Consider the following 22,025-nt stretch of genomic DNA (forward strand, 5'->3'; position numbering starts at 1 on the left):
GAACGGTTCAACCGGGCCTGAAGGCCCAATAGAGATGACAGGGCGGGATGTTCCGCCATTCGAACCCCGTCGCCAGCCGGGCGAAGCGGCGGGCGAGAAGCGGACCGACCGCCCTGCGCATCTGATAGGCCAGCAACCAGCCATCGGGCGCGAGGGCGCGACAGCTTCTGTCCATCAGCCGAGCCGCTCGTCCCGGCGGCATCGTGGAAAAAGGCAGGCCGGACAGGATGCAGTCCGCCCGGTCCAGTCCATGGTCCGCCATGATGCCCAGCACATTGTCCGCAGACCCGCGAACGGCGATCAGGCGCCGGTCACGCGTCCGCTCGCGCAAATGGCTGATGAAGGCAGCGCTGGTATCGATGGCCAGCAGCCGTGCATCGTCGGGCAGGCGCGCCAGCAGCGCGCGCGTGAAAATGCCCGTTCCCGGCCCATATTCGACCACGCAGCCCATGTCTTTCCAGTCGACCGGCGCCAGCATGCTCTCCACCAGATGACGCGACGCCGGAAAGGCCGAGCCTACCGCCAGGGGATTTCGGAAAAATTCGCGGATGGCCAAGCCCGACAACAGCGGCTTGCGGTTTGCGATCAACGCCTTCTCGAACGATACTGTCACGATGGCTTCACTTTTCCCGTTTATCGGAGAAACCCGTCTCCCCTGAAGGGGTTCCGGCCGCATGACCATTTGCTCGCGCAATCGCTGCCGGTCGGGCATCATCCGCGCCGGAGTCGGAGCGCATCCGACGCGGGAAGCGGAAAGGCGGTTTTGTGACGCAACGGATCGACCCGATGTCGGTGGCCTTGGGCTATTGGCAGCTCGGCCTGGAAGCGGCGGAGGTCATTGGCCTGCGCCTGCCCAAATTGCTGGCCGGTGGCTCCGCCGCAGCCTTCGAAGCGCAACGGATGGTGGGGGAAAAGATCGAAGCGGCAGCGCTGCTTCATTGGAAGGCGATGACGGGCGCTCTCGGCACGACGCCGCTATCGGTCATGCAGCGCTCCACCACCCATTATCGCCAGGCCGTGCGCAGGAACCGGCGGCGGCTGGGGAAGCGCTGACAGATTTACCCGAGATCGCCGCCCGCCACGGGCAGGATGCTGCCGGTGACATAGCCGGCCTCGTCGGATGCCAGGAACAGGATCGGCGCCGCTTGCTCTTCCAGCGTGCCGTACCGCTTCATGAAACTCGATTCCGTGACCTGATTGACCACGTCATGCATCCAGACATCTTCCTGCGCGCTGTTGCCGTCCGGGTTGCGCGGCACGCGGCGCTCGGGCGCCGCGGTACCCCCGGGCGCGGTGGCGACCACGCGGATTCCCGCCTGGGCATATTCCATGGCCAGGCTCTGGGTGATGGCGTTGACCCCGCCCTTGGCCGCCGAATAGGGCACGCGGTTGATCCCGCGCGTGGCGTTGGAAGAGACGTTGACGATCGTGCCCCCGCCCCGCGCCAGCATGTGCGGCAGCACCGCATGGCAGCACCAGAGCGTCGGGAAGAGCGACCGGCGGACCTCCGCCTCGATCTGGGCGGGTTCGAACGCGACATAGGGCCGCATGCGGATCGCGCCGCCGACATTGTTGATGAGGATGTCGATCCCGCCGAAGCGCTCCGCCGCCGCCGCCATGGCTGCGGCCGCGCCTTCATGGGTTTCGAGGTCGGCGGAAAAGCCATGAGCCTCCCCTTCCGCCTCCGCCGCGACGTCGCCGACGAAATCGGCGCGGTCGACCAGCAGGACCCGTGCGCCCTCGGCAGCGGCGCGCAGGGCGACCAGCCGGCCGATCCCCTGCGCAGCGCCGGTCACGACCATGGCCTTGCCCGCGAAGCGTCCAGCGAAGATCATGCCGTCACCGGTTCGCTGGCGGCGAACTTCTCATAATGGAAGTGCGCCGGCGTCACGCCCTTGTCCCTGAAGAACAGCCGGACCGCCTCGACCATCGGCGGTGGCCCGCAGAGGTAGACATCGCAATCGCCCGCGTTCAGATGCGCGTCGGTCAGATGATGGGTGACATAGCCCTTGAGCGGATGCCCGCTCGTCTCGTCCGCGACGCAGCTGGCCCATGTCATCGTCGGCAGGCGCGCGGCAAGCGCCTCGATCCGGTCGATTTCCACCAGGTCGCCGTCATGGGTCACGCCGTAGATCAGGTGGATCGGCTGTTCCGTCCCCCGGTCTGCCAACACCTCCAGCATGGAGAGCAGCGGCGCGAGGCCGGTGCCGCCCGCCAGCATCACCAGCGGCCGGTCGACCTGACGCAGGAAGAAGCTGCCATTGGGCCCGACGAAGCGCATGCGGTCGCCGCCCTTCGCCTGACTCCCCAGCCAGCCGCTCATCAGGCCGCCGGGAACATTGCGGATCAGGAAGCTCGCCTGGTCCGCGCCGGGCTTGGAACTGAAGCTATAGGCCCGGCTCTCGTTCGTGCCCGGCACCGTCATGTTCACATATTGCCCCGGCAGGAAGGCCAGCGCTTCGGGCGCGTCGAGGTCCAGCTTCAGGATGATCGTGCTGTCCGACACCAGTTCGACCGATGCCACCGCGGCGTCATGCTCGGCGGGCTTCAGCTTGCAGGCGCTCGAAGGCACCGGCACCTGAATGACGCAATCCGACGAAGGCACCATCTGACAGGTCAGGACCATGCCCTCCGCCGCTTCATCCTCGGTCAGCGCGTCCTCGACATATTCATCGCCCAGATCGTAGCTGCCCTGCTCGCAATGGCATTTGCAGGTGCCGCACACGCCGTCGGAACAGTCCATCGGCAGGTTGATCTTGTTGCGATAGGCCGCGTCCAGCACCTTCTCGCCATCTTTGCATTCGATGATGCGGGTGGCGCCGTCCTCGAAATTGAGGGCAATGCGAAAAGTCATGGTTCCTCTCCAGTCCGCCCAGGTCAGATATGATAGATATCGATGACCTGGTGAATATAATCGTCTTTCAGGATCACCTTCTTCGACGTGATCTGCGGCGTCTCGCCGCCGAAATCGACCGTGTAGAAGGATGTGCCGAAGAAGCTTTGCGTCTTCTTGTAGCGATGGCTGAGCGTCTGCCAGTTGAACCGCAGGTCGACGACATCGCCCCGCTGCTCCATGATTTCGACATTGCTGACGAAATGGGAGGTGCGCGGTTCGGGCATGCTGGCGCTCGACCGTTCGGTCTTGATGCGGAAGACGCGATCTTCCAGACCCTCGCGGTTGGGATAGTAGATCAGCGAGATATGACTCTGCGGATCTTCGACGAGCAGGTCGTCATCGTCCCAGGCCGGCATCCAGAACACCGCCTTGGGCGCATAGCAGGTCAGCCATTCGTCCCATTGCCGGTCGTCGAGGAGCCGGGCTTCGCGATAGAGAAAGGTCGTGACCTGATCCATGGTGATGCGGGCGAGCGTGCTCATGCCACGTCTTCCTCTTCCCTGGCGGTTTCGTCCTGGCCGATGCCGGCGATCAGGGCCTCCGCCCAATATTCATGCTGGCGGACGAACAGGCCTTCATCCTCGCTGCGGTCGCCGCTGAGCAGCGGCTTCAGCCCGATGGCCAGCGCATTCTCATCCGGGCCGTCGATCCAGTGGACCGCGCCACGGCTGAGGTCGTTCCACAATTTGTCCGCCCCGCCATAGCCGACCTGGCAGGACCGGAATTCCTCCAGATCGTCGGGTGTCCCCATGCCGCTGACGTTGAAGAAATCCTCATATTGACGGATACGCAGCGCACGGTCGGCAGCGCTTTCGCCCTTGGGCGCGAAGCAATAGATGGTGACTTCGGTCCGATCGACGCTGATCGGCCGCACGACGCGGATCTGCGTCGAAAACTGATCCATCAGATAGGCGTTGGGATAGACGGCGAGATTGCGGGTCTGGCCGACGATGGGCGCCGCGCGTTCCTTGCCCAGCCGCGCCTCCAATTCCTCGCGATGGGCATAGATCGGCCGCACTTCGGGATTGAGCAGGTTGGTCCAGAGCAGGATATGGCCATGTTCGAATGCATAGACGCCGCCCACGCTCTTCGACCAGCCGTTGGCATCGACCGTCTTGGTGCCTTCCGCCTCATAGTTGCGATGGCCCATGGTGGCCGAATAGTTCCAGTGGACGGAACTGACATGATAGCCGTCGGCACCATTTTCCATGCCAAGCTTCCAGTTGCCGTCATAGGTATAGGAAGAATTGCCGCGCAGCACTTCCAGACCTTCGGGCGCGCCGTCGACGATCTGGTCGATGACAGCGCGCGTCCCGCCCAGATGATCCTCCAGCGAGAGCACGTCCGCGTTCAGGCTGCCGAACAGGAAGCCGCGATAATTTTCGAAACGCGCCAGGCGCGTCAGGTCGTGCGACCCTTCGGTGTTGAAGGACGCGGGATAATCGCCGGTCTTGCCGTCCTTCACCTTCAGCAGCTTGCCCATATTTTTGAAGGTCCAGCCATGGAAGGGACAGGTGAAACTGCCCTTATTGCCATGTTTGCGGCGGCACAGCATCGCCCCGCGATGCGCGCAGGCGTTGATCAGACCATGCAATTCGCCATTCTTGTCGCGGGTGATGACCACCGGCTTGCGGCCGATCCAGGTCGTGAAATAATCGTTCGGTTCCGGGATCTGGCTTTCATGCGCCAGAAATACCCAGTTGCCCTCGAAAATATGCTTCATTTCCAGGTCGAACATCGCCGGATCGGTAAAGACGTCCCGGCGGCAGCGGTAAATGCCGTTGGCCGGATCCTCGACGACGGCGCTGGCGATGCGATCAATCATGCCCATCTTTTCTCTCCTTGCCCCTGGCGCGAATCCGCCCACGGTCATGAAACTTCCGGGTCACATTGATATGCCTTGCGGGTGGGGCTGGGAAAGACTAAGTGGGTCCAGCGTCATACCCTGTAGGTATTACCGATGGACATTCGCCAGTTACGCTACTTCATGGCCGTCGCGGCGGAACGCAATTTCAGCCGTGCTGCCGAGCGTCTCAACATGGCCCAGCCGCCACTCAGCCGCCAGATTCAGCAGCTGGAGCACGAGGTCGGCGCAACCCTCTTCGACCGCGACGCCCGCCCCATGGCGCTGACGGAGGCTGGGCGGCTGTTCTACGAACATGCCGTGCAGGTCACGCGCCGCCTGGACGAGTTGAAGGATGCGATGCGCAGCTTCGTCAACGCGAACCGTCCGCGCTTCGTCGTCGGTTTCGTGCCGTCGGTGCTCTACGCCCGCCTGCCGAACATCATCCGCAATTTCCGCAAGGCGGTGCCCGAAGTCGAACTCAGTCTGGTCGAGATGATGAGCATCGAGCAGATCGTCGCGCTGAAGGAGGGACGCATCGATGTCGGCTTCGGCCGCCTCCGCTTCGAAGACCCCGCCATCGAACGGGAGGTCTTGCGCGAGGAGGAACTGGTCGCCGCCCTGCCCATCGGCCATCGGCTGCTCAAGGGTGATCGGCCCGTCGATCTCACCGCCTTGTCCGACGAATCCGTGATTGTGTATCCGCGCGAACCCCGGCCCAGCTATGCCGATCAGGTTCTATCGCTGTTGCGCGACCATGGCGTGGCGCCGGCGGCCGTCCATGAGGTCCGTGAATTGCAGACGGCGCTGGGCCTGGTCGCCGCGGAGGTCGGCGTCTGCATCGTTCCCTCCTCGGTCCATGTGATGGGCCGGCGGGATCTGGTGTTCCGCGAACTGACCGAAAAGGCCGTGTCGCCCATCATCATGAGCCACCGGAAAAACGATAATTCGACCAATCTGGCAGCCATGGCGGCCAGCGTCGCGGCGATTTACGATGAGTGGCACTGGCCGGTATCTGCCGGGCTAAGGCGGCGCCTGCCTCAGCAGTGACAAAGAGACGCGCGAAAACGCACCGTCACCGCGCTTTTTTGCCCGATACAGCGGGTCCTTCCGCTGCTATGGTCACCCGATGATCGAGACAGCAGATGCCATGACGCGGGACATGCGCTTTATAAAAGGCGCCGCCTTCGCCATGGGTTCGGACAATTTCTATTCCGAAGAAGCGCCGGTGCGGCAGGTCCGCGTGGACAGTTTCTGGATTGATGAAACCCCCGTGACCAACCGCCAGTTCGCGGAATTTGTCGAGGCCACCGGCTACCGCACTTTTGCCGAGACAGCCCCCGATCCCAAGGATTATCCCGGCATGCCGCCCGAAATGGCGCGGGCCGGATCGCTGCTGTTCCAGCGCACGGCGACCCCGGTCGACCTCAACGATTTCAGCCAATGGTGGCATTTCAGCTTCGGCACGGATTGGCGCCATCCCCATGGCCCCGACAGCAATCTGGACGATCTGTGGGATCATCCGGTGGTCCATGTCGTGCTTCAGGATGCGGAGGCCTATGCCAAATGGACCGGCAAGACGCTGCCGACCGAGGCGGAATGGGAATTTGCCGCGCGCGGTGGGCTGGACGGGGCGGATTATGCCTGGGGCGACGAACTCGCGCCCGGCGGCGCGATGCTCGCCAATTACTGGCAAGGCATGTTTCCCTACAGCAATTTGCTGGAGGACGGTTATGAACGGACCTCGCCCGTGCGCACCTACGCGCCCAACGGCTATGGCCTGTACGACATGATCGGCAATGTCTGGGAATGGACGACCGACTGGTATGCGCAGCCCCGGGTCGAGCGCAAGGCGAAGGGAAGCTGCTGCGTCCCCTCCAATCCGCGCGGCGGCACGAAGCGCGAGAGCCTGGACCCCGCCATGCCGCATGTGCCGATTGCACGGAAGGTGTTGAAGGGCGGTTCCCATCTCTGCGCGCCCAGCTATTGCCAGCGCTACCGCCCCGCCGCCCGCCATCCGCAGGCGGTGGACAGCTCCACCAGCCATATCGGTTTCCGCTGCATCATCCGCGAACCGGGCCGCTGATTTTCATATATGGGACGACTTGATGCTCAACATGCCCTGGGACCAGCCCGCCACCATGATCGACCTTGATGGCAAGGCGCCGATCATCGGCACGATCCGCGATTGCGCCCAGCATTTCGCGATTTTCAAGCCCCATGCCAAGGAACAGGCGCGTATCCTGCTGACCCAGCCGGTCCATCGCGAAGGCCGCAAGACGCGCACCTGGGTGCTCGAACCCTGGGAGATTGAGAAGCTGGTCGAGCGGCTGCGCGCCGAGGTGCATTAAACGGAACGGTCAGGCAGGCCCGCCCAATGCCTTGACCAGCGCGACGCTCGCGCGCATCCGCTGGGTTTCGACCGCCAGCAAGGCGCGCTGGGCCTCCAGCGCGTCGGTCTGCGCCGTCACCACCTCCAGATAATCCGATGCCCCGTCGCGATAGCGGGTCAGCGCCAGTTCGCTGGTCCGCCCGGCGGCCGTCGCGGCGCTCCGCTGGCTCACCGCCTGATCGGCCAGATGCCGGTTGGCCGCGATCGCATCCTCGACCTGCCGGAACGCGCCCAGCACCGTTTCCCGATAGCCTGCGCTCACTTCCTCATATGCGGCACGGGACATCTTCACTTCCGCCCGGCGGCGCCCGCCGTCGAGCAGCGTCAGCAGCGCCGAGGCCGGACCCAGCCCCCAGAAGCTGCTGGCCTTGCTGAACACATCGCCATGGGTCGCCTGGTAACCGCCCGACAGCCCCAGGGTCACCGTCGGAAAGAAAGCCGCCTTCGCCACCCCGATCCGCGCATTGGCCGCGAACATCCGCCGTTCGGCCGCAGCGATATCCGGCCGCCGCTGCAACAGTTCCGAAGGCGCGCCCGCAGGCAGTTCCGGAGCGGCCAGCGGCTGCGCGTGCACGGGCACGGAAAAATCGGACGCGACTGCGCCGACCAGCGCGGCGATCTCATGTTCCGTCGCCGCGCGTTCATTGGCGACAGCGGAAATCTGGGCGCGCGCATTATCCAGCACCGTCTTGGCCCGGTTAACGTCGATCCCCGATGCAATGCCGCCATCGTGGCGCGTGGTCGTCAACCGATAGGCCCGGTCGAACGCCTCCACCGTTTGCCGCAGCAATTCCGCCTCGGCATCCAGTCCGCGCAGCCGCGCATAGGCATCGGCCACCGCCGCCTGAAGACTGAGCCGGGCCGAGGCCAGATCGCCCCCGCTCGCCTGGGCGTCGGCCCGCGCAGCCTTCACGCTGTTGCGGATGCGGCCCCAGAGGTCCAGCTCATAGTCCAGCGTCGCGCCGACGGAAAAATCATCATAAGTCGGCGCAGTCCCATTGCCGCCGAAGCGATTGCCCGACAGTCGCTGACGGCTGGCATCGCCCCCTACGCCGACCTGCGGAAAGAGGTCCGCCCTTTCCACCCGCGCCGCCGCCCGCGCCTGATCGTAACGCGCCAGTGCTGCCGCCAGGGTCGGGCTGGCCTGTTCCGCCCTCGCTTCCAGATCGTTCAGCACCGGATCGCCAAAGGCTTCCCACCATCTGCCCCGCGATGCCTGGTCCCCCGGTGTGGCGGCGGTCCAGCCCTCGACTTCCTTGAAGCTCTGCGGCACGGCGTTTGCGGGCGGGCGGTAGGCCGGTGCCATGGAACACCCCGCCAACGACAGCCCCGTCAACAACAGGGCCGCCGCCCGGCGATCAACGCCCATGGGCGACATCCTTCGCGGGGCTTTGGACATGCACCTTGTCGCCGCTGCGAATGGCATCGGGCGGCGTGTCGATCACCCGGTCGGTCGGCGACAGGCCAGAGGAAAGCTGCACGACATTGCCCCGGTCCCGCGCGATGATCACCGGCTTCACGGTCACGCGGCCGTCGCCGCCGACCACCGCCACCGTCGGCCCGTCATTGCCGTAAAGGATCGCGCTGCCCGGCAGGCTCAGGCCATTGCCGGAGCCTGCCGCCACCTTGAAGCGCACCTGCGCGAAGGCGCCCGGTTTCAGCGCGCCGTCGGCATTATCCGTCTGCAACTGCACCAGCACCGCACCCGATTGCGCGTCGACCGCGTCCGAACTGCTGGTCAGCGTCGCGTTGAAGCTGCGCCCGGGATATTCCGGCAGGGACAGCGTTGCCGCCATGCCCGGCCTGATCTCCGCCGAATAGCCCTGCGGCACCCGCACATAGATGCGCATCCGGTGCGTATCGGACACGGTGAACAGCGGCTGGGCCGCCGCATTGCCGGCGACCACCAGCGCGCCGATCTGCGCCGACCGACTGGTAACGACGCCGCTGAACGGCGCTGACAGGCGGGTGAAGCCCTGCAACGCCTGCAAGCGCTTAACATTGGCGAGGGCCGCGTTGGACAGCGCCTTGCGCGCGGCCAGGTCGCCCGCCTTTTCATCGGCCTCCTGCCGCGACACGGCATCCTGCGCCAGCATGGACGCCCAGCGCTTCGACGTTGTGGCCGACAGCCGCTCATTGGCGAGGGCGGTCTGATAATCCGCCTGCGCCTGCGCCAATTGCTGGTCGACTTCCGGTGCGTCCAGAATGGCGAGCGGCTGGCCCGCCTGCACCCGGTCGCCGATATCCGCCAACCAGCGCCGGACATAGCCGTTGGTCCGGGCGAAGATCGCCGCGCTATTATAGGCCTGCACATTGCCCGGCAGCACCAACGCGTCGCCCTCGCCATCGGTCGCAGGCATCACCACGGCGACGGTCGGGATGGAGGTTTCGGCAGCGACCCGTTTCAACTCGTTGGTGGCATTGATCCGCGACTCCAAGCCCAGGCCGACGACCGCCACCGCGACGATGGCCGCGCCGATCCCCACGCGTTTCAGCGTGCGGCTGTCGGGTCCATTTATCTCGGGATTGTCGATGATCGGTTCGTGCTCAGACATGGTTCGGCTGCATTTCCATGGAAGACGCCTTTTGCCCATGCTTGCGATGGGCGAAGGCAAAGATGGTGGGAACGAAGAAAAGGGTCGCGATGGTCGCGCAAATCAGGCCGCCGATGACCGCCCGGCCGAGCGGCGCATTCTGCTCGCCGCCGTCCCCCAGGCCCAGCGCCATCGGCCCCATGCCGATGATCATGGCGAGCGCGGTCATCAGCACCGGACGGAAGCGGACCATGCCCGCTTCCAGCGCCGCTTCGGTGGCGTCGCCCAGCTCGGCCAGCTTCTCCCGCGCGAAACTGACGACCAGGATGGAGTTGGCCGTCGCCACCCCCATGCACATGATCGCCCCGGTAAGCGCCGGCACGGACAATGTCGTGCCGGTGATGAACAACATCCACACGATTCCCGCCAGCGCCGCCGGCAGCGCCGTGATGATGACGAAGGGATCGACCCAGCTCTGAAAATTGACGACGATCAGCAGATAGATCAGCACAATCGCCCCCGCCAGACCCCAGCCCAGCCCCGAAAAGGCCGTCTTCATGGTTGCAAATTGACCACGGATCGTGACGGTCGTGCCCTTGGGCAGCTCCTTTTCCAGCGACTTGATCGCGCGCTGCACGTCGCCGGCGACCGCGCCCAGGTCACGCCCCTGGGTGGTCGCGAAAATGTCGAGCACCGGCGCGATATTATAATGCGACACCACCGGCACCGTGTTCGACCGGCTGATGGTCGCCAGGCCGCCCAGAGGCTGGACCGCTGTACCGCCGGCGGAACCCGAAACCGGCACATTGGCAAGATCGCTCATCGATCCGACCAGATATTCCGGCGCCTGCGCGACGACCGGATATTGCACGCCATTTTCCGGGTTCACGAAATAGACCGGCGCGGTCTGGGAGGTGCCGGCCAACTGGCTCGCCAGGCTGGACGTCACATCGCGTTCCGACAAGCCATATTGGCCGGCGCGGGAGCGGTCGACATCCACGTCGATCTGCGGGGATCGCGCGGGCTGTTGGATGCGCGCGTCGGCCAGCCCGGAAATCGCCGCCATCTTCGCCAGCAGCTTCTGCGCATAGGCGCGATTGCCCTCCGCATTCTTGCCCGAAATCTGGACATCTATCGGCGCCGGCGCGCCGAAGTTCAGGATCTGGCTAGTGATGTCCGCCGGCAGGAAGGAAAAGATCGTACCGGGGAAACGGCGCGGCAGTTCGCGGCGCAGCGTGGCGACGATCTCATCGGTCGGCCGGTGATCCTTGGTGAGCGCGATCAGCATGTCGCCGTCCTGCGGCCCGATCGTCCCGCTATTGTTGTAGATGGTGTTGATGCTGCTGACCGGCAGGCCGATATTGTCGGTGATGGAGGCCAGTTGCCCTGCCGGGACAAGCGAGCGGACCTCCCGCGCGATGCGGTCGAACCGCGCCGCCCCCTCCTCGATCCGGGTGCCCACCGGCACCCGGACATGCATGGCGATCTGCCCGGAATCGACCGAGGGGAAGAAATTGCTGCCCAGCATCGGCAACAGCCCGAAGGACAGCAGCACGACGGCCATGAAGCCCAGCAGGAATGCCTTGCGCGCGTGGAGCGCCCGATGCAGCAGGCCGACATAGCCCTTGCGGATTTTTTCGAACCGCCGCTCGAACCCCCGCTGGAAACGCACCAGCGGGTTGCGGGATGCGCCGGTCCCGGCCATGTGCGCATCGCCAGGCCCGGCATGGGGTTTCAGCATATACATGGCCAGCGTCGGCACCAGCGTCCGCGACAGGACGAAAGACGCGATCATCGCGAACACGACCGACAGCGCCATCGGCACGAACAGGAAACCGGCCACGCCCGGCAGGAAGAACATCGGCACGAATACGATGCAGATGCACAGCAGCGACACGAAGGCCGGCGTCACGATCTGCGCCGCGCCATCCAGGATCGCGTCGATGACGCCCTTGCCCTGTTCCAGATGCCAGTTGATATTCTCGATGGTCACCGTGGCATCGTCGACCAATATGCCGACCGCCAGCGCCAGCCCGCCCAGCGTCATGACGTTCATCGTCTGGCCGAACGCCGCCAGTGCCGCAATCGCCGCCAGGATCGCCAGCGGAATCGACAGCGCGATAATGACCGTCGACCGCCAGGACCCCAGGAACAGCAGGATCATCAGCGACGTCAGCGCCGCCGCGATGGCGCCTTCGTGAATGACGCCTTCGACCGCCGCCTTCACGAACAGCGACTGGTCGCCGATGGGCAGGATCTTCAGCGTGTCAGGCAAGGTCGCGGCAATTTGGGGCAGCTTCTCCTTGACGCCTTCGACGATGGACAGGGTGGAGGTCGCGCCGTTTTTCAGGATGGTCAGCAGCACCGACCGATTGCCTTCCACATGCACCACATTCTGCTGCGGCCCGCTGCCGTCGCGGACATGGGCCACGTCGCGCATGTAAATGGTCGCGCCGTTCACCACCTTGACCGGCAGGTCGTTAAGCGCTTCGATCGAGGTCGGCGCATTGTTCAGCTTCACGCTATATTGAGTCGCGCCGATCTTGACGAAGCCGGCGGGACTGATCTGGTTCTGCGCCGCGATGGCCACGCCCACATCCTGCGCCGAAAGCCCCTTGGACTGGAGCGCCAGCGGATTGAGGTCGATCTGCACCTGCCGCTGCCGCCCGCCGGAGGGGAAAGGCATGGCCAGGCCCGGAACGGTGATCAGCGGCGGGCGAATCTGGTTGATGCCCATATCGAACAGCTGCTGCTCCGACAGGCCCTTGCCGGATAGCGCCAGTTGCAGGATCGGCACCGTCGACGCGCTGTAATTCAGGATCAGCGGCGGCGCGATGCCGGGCGGCATCTGGCGCAGCACGGACTGCGATACCGAGGTCACCTGCGCGGTCGCGGTGCGGATGTCCGCGCCGGGCTGGAAATAGATTTTGACGATGCCGATGCCCTGGAAGGATTGGCTCTCGATATGCTCGATATCGTTGACCGTGGTGGTCAACCCGCGCTCATAGGGATTGACGATGCGGTTCGCCATGTCCTCCGGCGACAGCCCCGCATATTGCCAGGCGACCGCGACGACGGGGATGCGAATGTCGGGAAAGATGTCGACGGGCGTCCGCGCGGCCGCCAGCACGCCCCCGATCGCGATCAGGATCGCCATCACGATAAAGGTCAGCGGACGGTGCAGGGCAATCTTGACGATACCGATCATTCACGACTCCACGAATGCGCTGCCGGGCCATTCCCCGCACCACATGAAAGGCGCCCTCTCCCGATATTTTTCCGCCGCTCAGGATGAGCGGCGGAGCAGCACGAAACCGCGCTAGAATGTGGCGGCGCCTCCCGCTGCGAGCGGAGTGCTGCGGCAATGAGGGGGCAAAGCCCGCGCACATCCGCCGGCGGTCCTGAGATGCCGCCACATTCGACTCGCCCATGCGCTTCTCGACATTCTGCGTCTAATATATAATATGGCATGATCAATAGCTTGGACGACATGATCCATGGACCTGCGCCACCTGCGCTACTTTCTGTGCGTCGCGGAAGAGATGCATTTCGGTCGCGCCGCATTACGCCTCGGCATCTCCCAGCCGCCGCTCAGCCAGCAGATCCGCGCGCTGGAAGAGGAACTGGGCGTCCGCCTGTTCGACCGCACCAGCCGCCGCGTCCGCCTGACCGAAGCGGGCCGGCTGTTCGAGCCCGAGGCCCGCCAGACCGTCACCCAGGCCGAACGCGCCGCCCAGATCGCCCGCATGGCGCAACGGGCGGAGATCGGTCGTCTCGGCCTTGCCTTCACCCCATCCGGGCCTTTCGTACCTCCGGTGGCACGCGCGCTCTACCGATTTCGCCAAACTTATCCCAACGTCGAACTCATCCTGCGCGAACAAGGCCGCGACGAGCAGGTCGAAAGCGTGCGCAGCCGCCAACTCGATCTCGGCATCGTGCGCGACTACGAAGCCCCTGTCCTGCCAGACGGCATGGTGTCGCAATGCCTTCTCAAGGAAGAAATGGTGTTGGCGCTGCGCACCGATCATCCCCTCGCTCTGCGGCCGGCGCCCCCCAAGATCGGCGACCTTCGCGACGAACCGCTGGTGCTTTACGGCGCGCCCAACGGCACGGGCTTTACCGAGCATTTCTTCGCACTTTGCGCAAAAGCCGGTTTCACGCCGAAAATTTCGCATGAGGCCCGCAGCCTTGCAACCCTTCTGGGACTTGTCGCTGCGGGCTTCGGGCCGACAGTGATCGCCCAGTCCATGGCCCGGCTGCATGTCGACAATGTGGTCAACCGGGCCTTCGATGTGCCTGTCATGAGTTCGCTCTGGCTGATCCATAATGAGGATCTGTCACCGACCGGCCAAGCGTTTCTCCATACATTGCTCGAAGAGCGTAGCGTCGACTGACCGGCAGCGCCCGCTTGATGGACTTGAGCGAACCCCAGCATCTTTTCCAGCTTAAGTGCCCCTTTCCTTTCCCCGCGCCAGTCTCTATGCAAGCCGCGTGAAAGCAGGCCGATGGCCGGTTTTCACTGATCGCGCCGGTGTCCCTGCCAAGGGACTTAATAGGGAATGCGGTGATGAATCCGCGGCTGTCCCTGCAACTGTAAGCGGTGAGCGAGATGCATATCGATTCTTCGGAGCGCCGGAGGATCAGCCACTGGGTCGGACGCTAAATCCTGCGAGACCTGGGAAGGCCATGCGTCAAGCTGCGACCCGTGAGCCAGGAAACCTGCCTGCGTCTGGTCGCTCTTGCCTTGGTCCAGGGGATGGCCGCGGCACGGTACTCCGTCTGAGCGACGCCTGAAGCAGCGGGAACTGCTGTCTGCATGCCGGGCGCAAGAGCGTCCGTCCGGCATGAAGGCAGTTTCCGTCCGGTTTCGCTGACGCCGACGGGGGACTGACCCTGATGACATCTGTTTCGAACGCGCTGGCGCAGCCTGTCCCGCTGCGCCGCCGCGCCACGGTCATGTTCGCGATGCTGATCGCCGCCAATCTGGCCGCATGGAGCTGGGCCTTCGCCCTTTTCGCGGGCAATACCGTCATGCTGGGCACGGCGCTGCTCGCCTGGAGCCTGGGCCTGCGTCATGCGGTCGATGCGGATCATATCGCCGCCATCGACAATGTGACCCGCAAGCTGATGCAGGACGGCCAGCGCCCGCTGACCGTAGGCTTCTGGTTCGCCATCGGCCACAGCGCCATCGTTCTGATCGCCGCCGTGGCCATCGCCGTCGCCGCCAGTGCCCTGAGCCGCGTGGAGGCGGTGGGCGCGGTCAGCGGCGTCATGGCGACGATCGTCTCGGCAACCTTCCTCTTCGTCATTGCGGCGATGAATCTGATCATCCTGAGATCGGTTCTCAAGACATTCAATCATGTTCGCAACGGTGGAGCCTATGTCGATGAAGATATGGATATTCTTCTCGGCGGTCGGGGATTGCTGGCGCGCATCTTCCGCCCCCTCTTCCGCCTCGTCACGCGAAGCTGGCATATGGCGCCGCTCGGCTTTTTGTTTGGCCTGGGCTTTGACACCGCCACGGAGGTCGCCATCCTCGGCCTGTCCGCCGGGCAAGCCGCCAGCGGCCTTTCCTTCTCGACCGCGCTCATCTTCCCGCTGCTCTTCGCGGCGGGCATGGCGCTGATCGACACGGCGGATGGCGCGCTGATGATGGGGGCCTATCAATGGGCCTTCGTGAAGCCGATCCGCAAGCTCTACTACAACATCACCATCACGCTTGTGTCCGCCCTGGTCGCGCTGCTCATCGGCGGGATCGAGGCGGCGGCGCTGCTCGGCGACAAGCTGGGCCTGTCGGGCGGCATCTGGACGCTGGCGGCCGATCTGGGCGCGCATTTCAACAGCCTCGGCTTCCTCATCATCGGCCTGTTCGCCGCCTGCTGGCTGGTGAGCTGGGCCGTCTACCGCTGGAAAGGCTTCGACGAGATCGAAGTCGCTCTCGAAACCCAAGGAAATCCCGCATGAAGAAAATTCCCGCAACCGTCATCACCGGCTTCCTCGGCGCCGGAAAGACCACGCTGATCCGACACCTCATCGAAAATGCAGGCGGACGCCGGCTCGCCCTCATCATCAACGAGTTTGGAGACGTCGGCGTCGACGGCGCGCTGGTGCGGGGCTGCGGCGATGAAGCCTGCCCCGACGAGGACATCATCGAATTGGCGAACGGCTGCATCTGCTGCACCGTGGCGGACGATTTCCTGCCGACCATGCAGCGCCTGCTCGACCGCCCGACGCCGCCCGATCACATCATCATCGAAACCTCCGGTCTCGCCTTGCCCAAGCCGCTGGTGAAGGCTTTCCAATGGCCCGACATCCGCACACGGGCCACGGTGGACGGCGTGATCGCGCTGATCGACGCCGACGCGCTGGCCGCCGGTCGCTTCGCCCATGACGAAGCAGCGCTCGCCGCTGCCCGCGCCGCCGACCCGACGCTGGACCATGACAGCCCGCTGGAGGAACTGTTCGAGGATCAGCTCGCCTGCGCCGACCTCGTCCTGCTCAACAAAACCGATCTGGTGAACGCCGACACGCTAGCCGGGCTGGAACAGGACCTCGCCAAGGAGATCCGCCCAGGCGTCCGCATCATCCGCGCCGCGAAGGGCGAGATCGACCCCGCCATCCTGCTCGGCCTCGACGCGGGCGTGGAGGACCAGATCGACTCTCGCCCCTCCCATCATGACAATGAGGAGCATCATGACCATGATGATTTTGAAAGCTTCATCGTCGACCTCAGCGAACTCGGCAATCCCGAACCGCTGCTGGCGGCCCTTACCGATACCATCGCCGCGCACGACATCTTGCGGGTCAAGGGCTTCCTCGCCATCGCAGGCCGCCCCGCCCGTCTCGTCGTGCAAGCGGTCGGCCCGCGCATACAGCATCATTATGACCGCCATTGGCAGCCCGGCGAACCGCGCGCGTCCCGTCTCGTCGTGATTGGCCAAACGGGCCTGGACCGCGCCGCCATCGAAGCCGCCCTCGGCGCGCAGACGGTCGCCGCCTGATGCACCTGCTGACCGCCACGCCCGGTACCGTCTCCAACGGCGAGGAAGCGATCGACCTCGGCCAATCGCCTGGCGACATCGTGCTGCTGACCGTGGCGGACAGCGAACTCGCCTGCTTCGCCAGCGCAGCCCACATATTGGCGGAGCAGCAAGGGGAAGCTGCTCCGTCGATCCGGCTGGCCAACCTCCTGCAACTCAAGCACCCCTATTCCGTCGACCTCTATGTCGAACAGGTGATTGCCCACGCGAAATTCGTCTGCGTGATCTTGCTGGGAGGTAAGAGCTACTGGCCCTATGGCATTGATGAAATTGCCAATATTGCCCGCGAAAAAGGCATAGCCTTCGCTGCCATAGCCGATGGCCGTGACGACGACCCCGACCTGCGCGCCGCCTCGACCTTGCCCGCTGAAAGCTGCGATCAGCTTCGCGATTATCTGCGCCAGGGCGGCATCCTCAACGCCATCGCCTTCCTCAAGACCGCCGCCCGCCTGGGAGGCATCGATGCGGGCACCCCAGACGCACCGGTTCCGGTGGCCGAAGCTGGCCTTTACCTGTCGGGTACCGACCGCCCGACGCTGGAGCAGGTCAAGGCCCGCTGGACTCCGGGCCAGCCCATGGCTCTGTTCATTTTCTACCGTGCTCTGCTGGTCGCCGGCACCCTCGAAGCCGTGGACGCCATGATCGAGGGTCTCGAACAGGCAGGCATGAATATTCTGCCGGTCCATGTCCGCGCCCTGCGCGAACCCTTCGCCAGAGACTTCCTCCAGACCCTCATGGCGGAAACGCCGCCGGACGTCATCCTCAACGCCACCGCCTTCGCCGCGAGCGCCCCCGGAGAACCGCGTACCCCTTCCATCCTGGAACAAGCGGACTGCCCCATCCTTCAGACCATCTTCGCCAGCGCCGAACAAAGCGCCTGGGAGGAAAGCGCCCGAGGTCTCGGCCCGCGTGACCTCGCCATGCACATCGCGCTCCCCGAAGTGGACGGCCGCCTCTTCTCCCGCGCAGTCGCCTTTAAGGCTGCCGCCCGCTTCGACCAACTTACAGAATGCAGCATCATCGTCCCAAAGGTTCTGGAGAACCGTGTTAACTTTGTTTCCCAACTATCTGTAAATTGGGCCAAACTTCGAAAAACAGCCAACGCCGACCGCCATATTGCGCTTGTCCTCGCCAACTATCCAAACAAGGACGGGCGCATCGGCAATGGCGTCGGTCTGGATACGCCCGCCAGCGCCGCCGCGATCCTCAATGCGCTAACCGAGTCCGGTTACAGCACCGCCCATGCGCCGACCGACGGCGCAGCGCTGATGCGCCTCATGACTGCCAGCGTCACCAATGCCGAGCCGGATCGCCCCTCTGAAGTCCTGCTTCCCCTCGCCACTTACGAAGCCGCCTTCGCCACCCTTCCCGAATCCGCCCGCAAAGCCATGGAAACCCGCTGGGGCACGCCCGAAGCCGATCCCTTCTTCCGTCATGGCGCGTTCCACCTTCCTGTCCATCGCTTCGGCAATATCGCCGTCGCCGTCCAGCCCTCCCGCGGCTATCATATCGATCCGAAAAGCAGCTACCACGACCCGGCCCTGCCGCCGCCGCATGGCTATCTGGCCTTCCATATCTGGCTGGCGCAATCGTTCGGCGCCCATGCCGTCGTCCATGTCGGCAAGCACGGCAACCTCGAATGGCTCCCCGGCAAAGCGATTGCGCTCTCGGAAAACTGCTTCCCCGAAATCTGTGCTGGGCCGATCCCGCAAATCTACCCCTTCATCGTCAACGATCCCGGCGAAGGCACCCAGGCGAAGCGCCGGATCGGTGCCTGCATCATCGACCATTTGACGCCCCCGCTTACCCGCGCGGAAACCTATGGCCCGCTCAAGGAACTGGAGGCGCTGGTCGATGAATATTATCTCGCCGCCGGAATGGACTTGCGCCGCCTCGAAACGCTGCGCAAGGATATTCTCTCCCTCGCTGCAAGCCAGGGGCTGGACAAGGACGCGGGCGCGCAGGGAAGCGGAGACGATACCTTAACAGCGATCGATAACTATCTGTGTGATCTCAAGGAAATGCAAATTCGTGACGGCCTGCACATTTTCACGCAGAGCCCGCAAGATTCCCTCCGCCGCGACCTCCTCATCGCGCTTGCCCGCTGCCCCAGAGGCATGGACCAGGCGGGCCAGCAATCCCTCCTGCGCGCCCTTGCCGACGACTTCTCATTGAGCTTCGACCCGCTGGATTGCGTGATGAGCACGCCCTGGACCGGCCCCCGCCCGAAACCGCTCGAAACCCGCGCCGAAGCGCCATGGCGCACCACGGGCGATACGGTGGAACGCCTCGAACTCTACGCCATGCATCTGCTCGACAGCGGCGAGCCGGCCCCCGGCCCGCAAAGCGCCGCCGTTCTCGATGCCATCGAAACCGATCTCGCCCCCCGCGTCACCGCCTGCGGAGAAGCCGAAAAGACCGCGCTCCTCAAGGCGCTCAATGGCAATTTCGTGCTTCCCGGCCCCTCCGGCGCGCCCACCCGGGGCCGCCCCGATGTCCTCCCGACCGGTCGCAATTTCTATTCGGTCGATACCCGTTCCGTCCCCACGGTCGCCGCGTGGAATCTCGGCCAGCGCTCCGCCGACCTCATCGTGCAGGACTATCTTCAGCGAGAGGGCGACTATCCCCGCGCCATCGCACTATCGGCCTGGGGCACCGCCAATATGCGGACCGGCGGCGACGATATTGCCCAGGCTCTCGCGCTGATGGGCGTCCGCCCGCGTTGGGATTGGGCATCGGGCCGAGTCATCGGCTTTGAGGTGATGAAGATCGCCGAACTGAACCGCCCCCGCGTCGATGTCACTTTCCGGGTCTCCGGCTTCTTCCGCGACGCCTTCCCGGAACAGATTGATCTGCTCGACAGCGCCGCCCGCGCCGTCATGGCGCTGGACGAACCGGAGGAAGACAATCCCGCCGCCGCTCGCCATCGCGCGGAATCCGCTGCCCTGATCGCGGCAGGCACGCCCGAAAAGGCCGCTGCCCGCCGCGCTGGCGCCCGCATCTTCGGTTCAAAGCCCGGCGCTTACGGGGCGGGCCTGCAAGCCATGATCGACGAAAAGATCTGGCACGACCGTTCCGACCTCGCGAATGTCTATCTCGACTGGGGCAGCTACGCCTATGGCGGCGGCGTCGAAGGCGATGCCGAACGCAGCCTCTTCGCCCAGCGCCTGACCCAAGCCGACGCCCTGATCCAGAATCAGGACAATCGCGAACATGACCTGCTCGACAGCGATGATTATTACCAGTTCGAGGGTGGCATCGCCGCCGCCGTCGAGCATCTCTCGGGCAGGAAACCGCTTTCCTACCACAATGACCACAGCCGCCCCGAACGCCCGGTCATCCGCACGCTGGAGGATGAGATCGGCCGCATCGTCCGCGCCCGCGTCACCAACCCCAAATGGATCGCGGGCATGATGCGCCACGGTTACAAGGGCGCGTTCGAGATCGCCGCCTCGGTCGATTATCTCTTCGCTTTCGCCGCCACCACCCATGCGGTGAAGGACCATCATTTCGACGCCGTCCACGCCGCCTTCATCGAGGACGAGACGGTCCGCGCCTTCATGGCGCAGGCCAACCCCGCCGCCCTGCGCGAAACCGCCGCCCGTCTCCACGAAGCGCTCGACCGTAACCTGTGGAAACCCCGCTCCAACAGCGCCGCCATGCTCCTCTCGCACATCAAGGAAGACCGCCCATGATCGAACGCACGCCGGAACAACATGCCGAAAAGATGAAAAAGAAACAGGCCGCTCATGACAAGATCATGGCGACCAAGACCCGGGAAAAGGGCCTGCTGATCGTCCACACCGGCAAGGGCAAGGGCAAGACGACCGCAGCGCTCGGCATGGTGGTCCGCGCCATCGGCCATGGCAAGAAAGTCGGCGTCGTCCAGTTCGTGAAGGGCGCCATGACCACCGGGGAAAAACGGGTGTTCGACGCGTTTCCCGACAATGTCGAGTTCAAGCCCATGGGCGAAGGCTTCACCTGGAACACGCAGGACCGCACCCGCGACATTGCCCTTGCGCGCGAAGCATGGGATGAGGTCAAACGCATGATCGCCGACCCCGCCTATGACATGGTCCTTGCCGATGAACTCAATATCGTCCTGCGCTACGATTATCTTCCGGTCGAAGAGGTGCTGGAAATCGTGACCGCCCGCGACGACATGAAACATGTCCTCATCACCGGCCGCAACGCGCCCGACACGCTGATGGAGGCGGCCGATCTCGTCACTGAAATGACCCTGATCAAACATCCCTTCCGCAGCGGCGTGAAGGCTCAGGCAGGAATCGAATTCTGACCCACACCGCCTTCGACATTGCCGCCTTCGAGGCTCTGGTCCACGCCCGCCGCGACGTGCGCCATTTCCGCACCGATCCGCTGGACGAGGCGGAGGTGGAGCGCCTGCTGGCCCTTGCCCACAGCGCCCCCTCGGTCGGCCTGTCGCAGCCTTGGCGTTTCGTGCGGATCGTCACCCCCGCCTTGCGCGAGGGCCTGGCGGCCCATGTCGACGATCAGGTCGCGAAGGCGGGCAGGATGTACGAAGGCGATGAAGACAGCCTCTATCGCAGCCTGAAACTCCACGGCCTGCGCGAAGCCCCGGTGCTGTTCGCCGTCTATTGCGACGAAGGCACCGAAACCGGCCACCGCCTCGGCGCGATCACCATGCCCGAAGCGCGCCGCTATAGCTGTGTGATGGCAATCCACACCCTCTGGCTCGCCGCCCGCACGCGCGGCATCGGCTTGGGCTGGGTATCGATCCTGGACCGCCCCACGGTCGACGCGATGCTCTCCATAGCGGAAAGCTGGCGTTGCCTCGGGCTCCTGTGCCTCGGCTATCCGGTGAGCGAGGAAGCGACGCCGGAACTGGAACGGCGCGGCTGGGAACAGCGTACAGACTGGCACTCCACCATCGTGACGCGCTGAAACAGCGCCCCCCTTCCCTTTCCTCCACTCTGCGCGTATGAGGCGCGGCGGAGCAGGTTTGCGCCTGCTCCATCGATCGCGTCGGTGCCCCCTCAAAGGGGCTTGAATGGGAATGCGGTGCGGGAGGAAAACTCCCAAATCCGCGGCTGTCCCTGCAACTGTGAGCGGCGAGCAAGGCAAGGACCGACCGCCCCCCTCAACCGGGGCAGGTCAGCCACTGGAGCAATCCGGGAAGGCCCCCTGCCCATGCTATGACCCGCAAGCCAGGAGACCTGCCGTACGCAAAGGTCGCTCTTGCCTTGGTCCAGGGGATGGCCACGGCTCGGTTCTCCGCACGAGCGACGGTTTGAGCGGCTGGAAGGGCGATCTTCCAGTCGTCGTTGCGACGTGGGAGGTG

At 64.6% G+C, this 22,025-nt stretch carries 18 protein-coding genes and 2 riboswitches; of the genes, 10 read left to right on the forward strand and 8 right to left on the reverse strand.

Features of this window, described 5'->3' with window-relative positions; genetic code table 11:
* Window positions 1-7: 7 nt before the first annotated feature.
* Complete coding sequence (locus tag F7P65_RS17080) at window positions 8-613, reverse strand: class I SAM-dependent methyltransferase (RefSeq protein ID WP_240334356.1); 606 nt, start codon at window positions 611-613, stop codon at window positions 8-10.
* Between the two features lie 152 nt (window positions 614-765).
* Here F7P65_RS17080 and F7P65_RS17085 point away from each other — a divergent pair, with 152 nt between their 5' ends.
* Window positions 766-1,053, forward strand: coding sequence for a hypothetical protein (locus F7P65_RS17085; RefSeq protein WP_240334357.1), 288 nt, complete (start codon window positions 766-768; stop codon window positions 1,051-1,053).
* Between the two features lie 5 nt (window positions 1,054-1,058).
* On the opposite strand, the gene benD is transcribed toward F7P65_RS17085, so the two are convergent.
* The 4 genes from benD to F7P65_RS17105 are packed head-to-tail and all read right to left on the reverse strand — an operon-like array spanning window position 1,059 to window position 4,727.
* A complete protein-coding gene (gene benD / locus F7P65_RS17090; protein WP_205452131.1) occupies window positions 1,059-1,835 on the reverse strand; it encodes a benzoate diol dehydrogenase BenD in 777 nt (258 codons plus the stop codon).
* A complete protein-coding gene (gene benC / locus F7P65_RS17095) occupies window positions 1,832-2,854 on the reverse strand; it encodes a benzoate 1,2-dioxygenase electron transfer component BenC (protein WP_150293796.1) in 1,023 nt (340 codons plus the stop codon). The genes benD and benC overlap by 4 nt, the downstream gene beginning before the upstream one ends.
* Before the next feature lie 23 nt (window positions 2,855-2,877).
* Entirely contained in the window at window positions 2,878-3,378 is a 501-nt protein-coding gene (gene benB / locus F7P65_RS17100) for a benzoate 1,2-dioxygenase small subunit (protein WP_150293798.1), read from the reverse strand.
* Entirely contained in the window at window positions 3,375-4,727 is a 1,353-nt protein-coding gene (locus tag F7P65_RS17105) for a Rieske 2Fe-2S domain-containing protein (protein ID WP_150293800.1), read from the reverse strand. Before F7P65_RS17105 ends, benB begins: the two co-directional genes overlap by 4 nt.
* Window positions 4,728-4,856: 129 nt before the next feature.
* Between F7P65_RS17105 and F7P65_RS17110 the strand changes: the two genes are divergently transcribed.
* The 3 genes from F7P65_RS17110 (at window position 4,857) to F7P65_RS17120 (ending at window position 7,090) form a co-directional block, all read left to right on the forward strand.
* Complete coding sequence (locus tag F7P65_RS17110) at window positions 4,857-5,789, forward strand: LysR family transcriptional regulator (RefSeq protein ID WP_150293802.1); 933 nt, start codon at window positions 4,857-4,859, stop codon at window positions 5,787-5,789.
* A 112-nt stretch (window positions 5,790-5,901) separates the two neighbouring features.
* Complete coding sequence (locus F7P65_RS17115) at window positions 5,902-6,825, forward strand: formylglycine-generating enzyme family protein (protein WP_150293804.1); 924 nt, start codon at window positions 5,902-5,904, stop codon at window positions 6,823-6,825.
* Between the two features lie 22 nt (window positions 6,826-6,847).
* Window positions 6,848-7,090 (forward strand): hypothetical protein, encoded by a 243-nt coding sequence (locus tag F7P65_RS17120; RefSeq protein WP_013053883.1) that lies wholly within the window; start codon window positions 6,848-6,850, stop codon window positions 7,088-7,090.
* A gap of 9 nt (window positions 7,091-7,099) precedes the next feature.
* On the opposite strand, the gene F7P65_RS17125 is transcribed toward F7P65_RS17120, so the two are convergent.
* Genes F7P65_RS17125 through F7P65_RS17135 form a run of 3 tightly spaced genes read right to left on the reverse strand, consistent with a single transcriptional unit; the run spans window position 7,100 to window position 12,873 of the window.
* Window positions 7,100-8,500, reverse strand: a complete 1,401-nt coding sequence (locus tag F7P65_RS17125; protein WP_150293807.1) for an efflux transporter outer membrane subunit — start codon at window positions 8,498-8,500, stop codon at window positions 7,100-7,102.
* Window positions 8,490-9,686, reverse strand: a complete 1,197-nt coding sequence (locus tag F7P65_RS17130) for an efflux RND transporter periplasmic adaptor subunit (protein WP_150293809.1) — start codon at window positions 9,684-9,686, stop codon at window positions 8,490-8,492. The genes F7P65_RS17125 and F7P65_RS17130 overlap by 11 nt, the downstream gene beginning before the upstream one ends.
* The gene (locus F7P65_RS17135; RefSeq protein ID WP_150293811.1) at window positions 9,679-12,873 is read right to left on the reverse strand and encodes an efflux RND transporter permease subunit; all 3,195 of its coding nucleotides are present in this window, start codon (window positions 12,871-12,873) and stop codon (window positions 9,679-9,681) included. Before F7P65_RS17135 ends, F7P65_RS17130 begins: the two co-directional genes overlap by 8 nt.
* 289 nt (window positions 12,874-13,162) lie before the next feature.
* On the opposite strand from F7P65_RS17135, the gene F7P65_RS17140 reads away from it, so the two are divergent.
* The 6 genes from F7P65_RS17140 (at window position 13,163) to bluB (ending at window position 21,628) form a co-directional block, all read left to right on the forward strand.
* The gene (locus tag F7P65_RS17140) at window positions 13,163-14,059 is read left to right on the forward strand and encodes a LysR substrate-binding domain-containing protein (protein WP_150293813.1); all 897 of its coding nucleotides are present in this window, start codon (window positions 13,163-13,165) and stop codon (window positions 14,057-14,059) included.
* Window positions 14,060-14,177: 118 nt separating this feature from the next.
* A riboswitch (cobalamin riboswitch) is annotated at window positions 14,178-14,406 on the forward strand.
* A gap of 155 nt (window positions 14,407-14,561) precedes the next feature.
* A complete protein-coding gene (locus F7P65_RS17145; protein ID WP_150293815.1) occupies window positions 14,562-15,629 on the forward strand; it encodes a HoxN/HupN/NixA family nickel/cobalt transporter in 1,068 nt (355 codons plus the stop codon).
* Entirely contained in the window at window positions 15,626-16,666 is a 1,041-nt protein-coding gene (cobW, locus tag F7P65_RS17150) for a cobalamin biosynthesis protein CobW (protein ID WP_150293817.1), read from the forward strand. The genes F7P65_RS17145 and cobW overlap by 4 nt, the downstream gene beginning before the upstream one ends.
* Window positions 16,666-20,400 carry a cobaltochelatase subunit CobN gene (gene cobN / locus F7P65_RS17155; protein ID WP_150293819.1) on the forward strand — a complete coding sequence of 1,245 codons (3,735 nt, stop codon included), beginning with the start codon at window positions 16,666-16,668 and terminating at the stop codon, window positions 20,398-20,400. The genes cobW and cobN overlap by 1 nt, the downstream gene beginning before the upstream one ends.
* On the forward strand, window positions 20,397-21,002 hold the full coding sequence (gene cobO, locus F7P65_RS17160; RefSeq protein ID WP_150293821.1) for a cob(I)yrinic acid a,c-diamide adenosyltransferase: 606 nt from the start codon (window positions 20,397-20,399) through the stop codon (window positions 21,000-21,002). The genes cobN and cobO overlap by 4 nt, the downstream gene beginning before the upstream one ends.
* A gap of 17 nt (window positions 21,003-21,019) precedes the next feature.
* Window positions 21,020-21,628, forward strand: a complete 609-nt coding sequence (bluB, locus tag F7P65_RS17165) for a 5,6-dimethylbenzimidazole synthase (protein ID WP_150293823.1) — start codon at window positions 21,020-21,022, stop codon at window positions 21,626-21,628.
* A gap of 65 nt (window positions 21,629-21,693) precedes the next feature.
* Window positions 21,694-21,923, forward strand: a riboswitch (cobalamin riboswitch).
* Window positions 21,924-22,025 lie beyond the last annotated feature (102 nt).

The sequence above is a fragment of the Sphingobium estronivorans genome, from assembly GCF_008692605.1.
GTDB lineage: Bacteria > Pseudomonadota > Alphaproteobacteria > Sphingomonadales > Sphingomonadaceae > Sphingobium > Sphingobium estronivorans.

What these genes read in the sequence shown, in the direction of transcription:
- benD (WP_205452131.1), bottom strand. Translation starts at nt 1,835, where the DNA reads ATGATCTTCGCTGGACGCTTCGCGGGCAAGGCCATGGTCGTGACCGGC.
- benC (WP_150293796.1), bottom strand. Translation starts at nt 2,854, where the DNA reads ATGACTTTTCGCATTGCCCTCAATTTCGAGGACGGCGCCACCCGCATC.
- benB (WP_150293798.1), bottom strand. Translation starts at nt 3,378, where the DNA reads ATGAGCACGCTCGCCCGCATCACCATGGATCAGGTCACGACCTTTCTC.
- F7P65_RS17105 (WP_150293800.1), bottom strand. Translation starts at nt 4,727, where the DNA reads ATGGGCATGATTGATCGCATCGCCAGCGCCGTCGTCGAGGATCCGGCC.
- F7P65_RS17110 (WP_150293802.1), top strand. Translation starts at nt 4,857, where the DNA reads ATGGACATTCGCCAGTTACGCTACTTCATGGCCGTCGCGGCGGAACGC.
- F7P65_RS17115 (WP_150293804.1), top strand. Translation starts at nt 5,902, where the DNA reads ATGCGCTTTATAAAAGGCGCCGCCTTCGCCATGGGTTCGGACAATTTC.
- F7P65_RS17120 (WP_013053883.1), top strand. Translation starts at nt 6,848, where the DNA reads ATGCTCAACATGCCCTGGGACCAGCCCGCCACCATGATCGACCTTGAT.
- F7P65_RS17125 (WP_150293807.1), bottom strand. Translation starts at nt 8,500, where the DNA reads ATGGGCGTTGATCGCCGGGCGGCGGCCCTGTTGTTGACGGGGCTGTCG.
- F7P65_RS17130 (WP_150293809.1), bottom strand. Translation starts at nt 9,686, where the DNA reads ATGTCTGAGCACGAACCGATCATCGACAATCCCGAGATAAATGGACCC.
- F7P65_RS17135 (WP_150293811.1), bottom strand. Translation starts at nt 12,873, where the DNA reads ATGATCGGTATCGTCAAGATTGCCCTGCACCGTCCGCTGACCTTTATC.
- F7P65_RS17140 (WP_150293813.1), top strand. Translation starts at nt 13,163, where the DNA reads ATGGACCTGCGCCACCTGCGCTACTTTCTGTGCGTCGCGGAAGAGATG.
- F7P65_RS17145 (WP_150293815.1), top strand. Translation starts at nt 14,562, where the DNA reads ATGACATCTGTTTCGAACGCGCTGGCGCAGCCTGTCCCGCTGCGCCGC.
- cobW (WP_150293817.1), top strand. Translation starts at nt 15,626, where the DNA reads ATGAAGAAAATTCCCGCAACCGTCATCACCGGCTTCCTCGGCGCCGGA.
- cobN (WP_150293819.1), top strand. Translation starts at nt 16,666, where the DNA reads ATGCACCTGCTGACCGCCACGCCCGGTACCGTCTCCAACGGCGAGGAA.
- cobO (WP_150293821.1), top strand. Translation starts at nt 20,397, where the DNA reads ATGATCGAACGCACGCCGGAACAACATGCCGAAAAGATGAAAAAGAAA.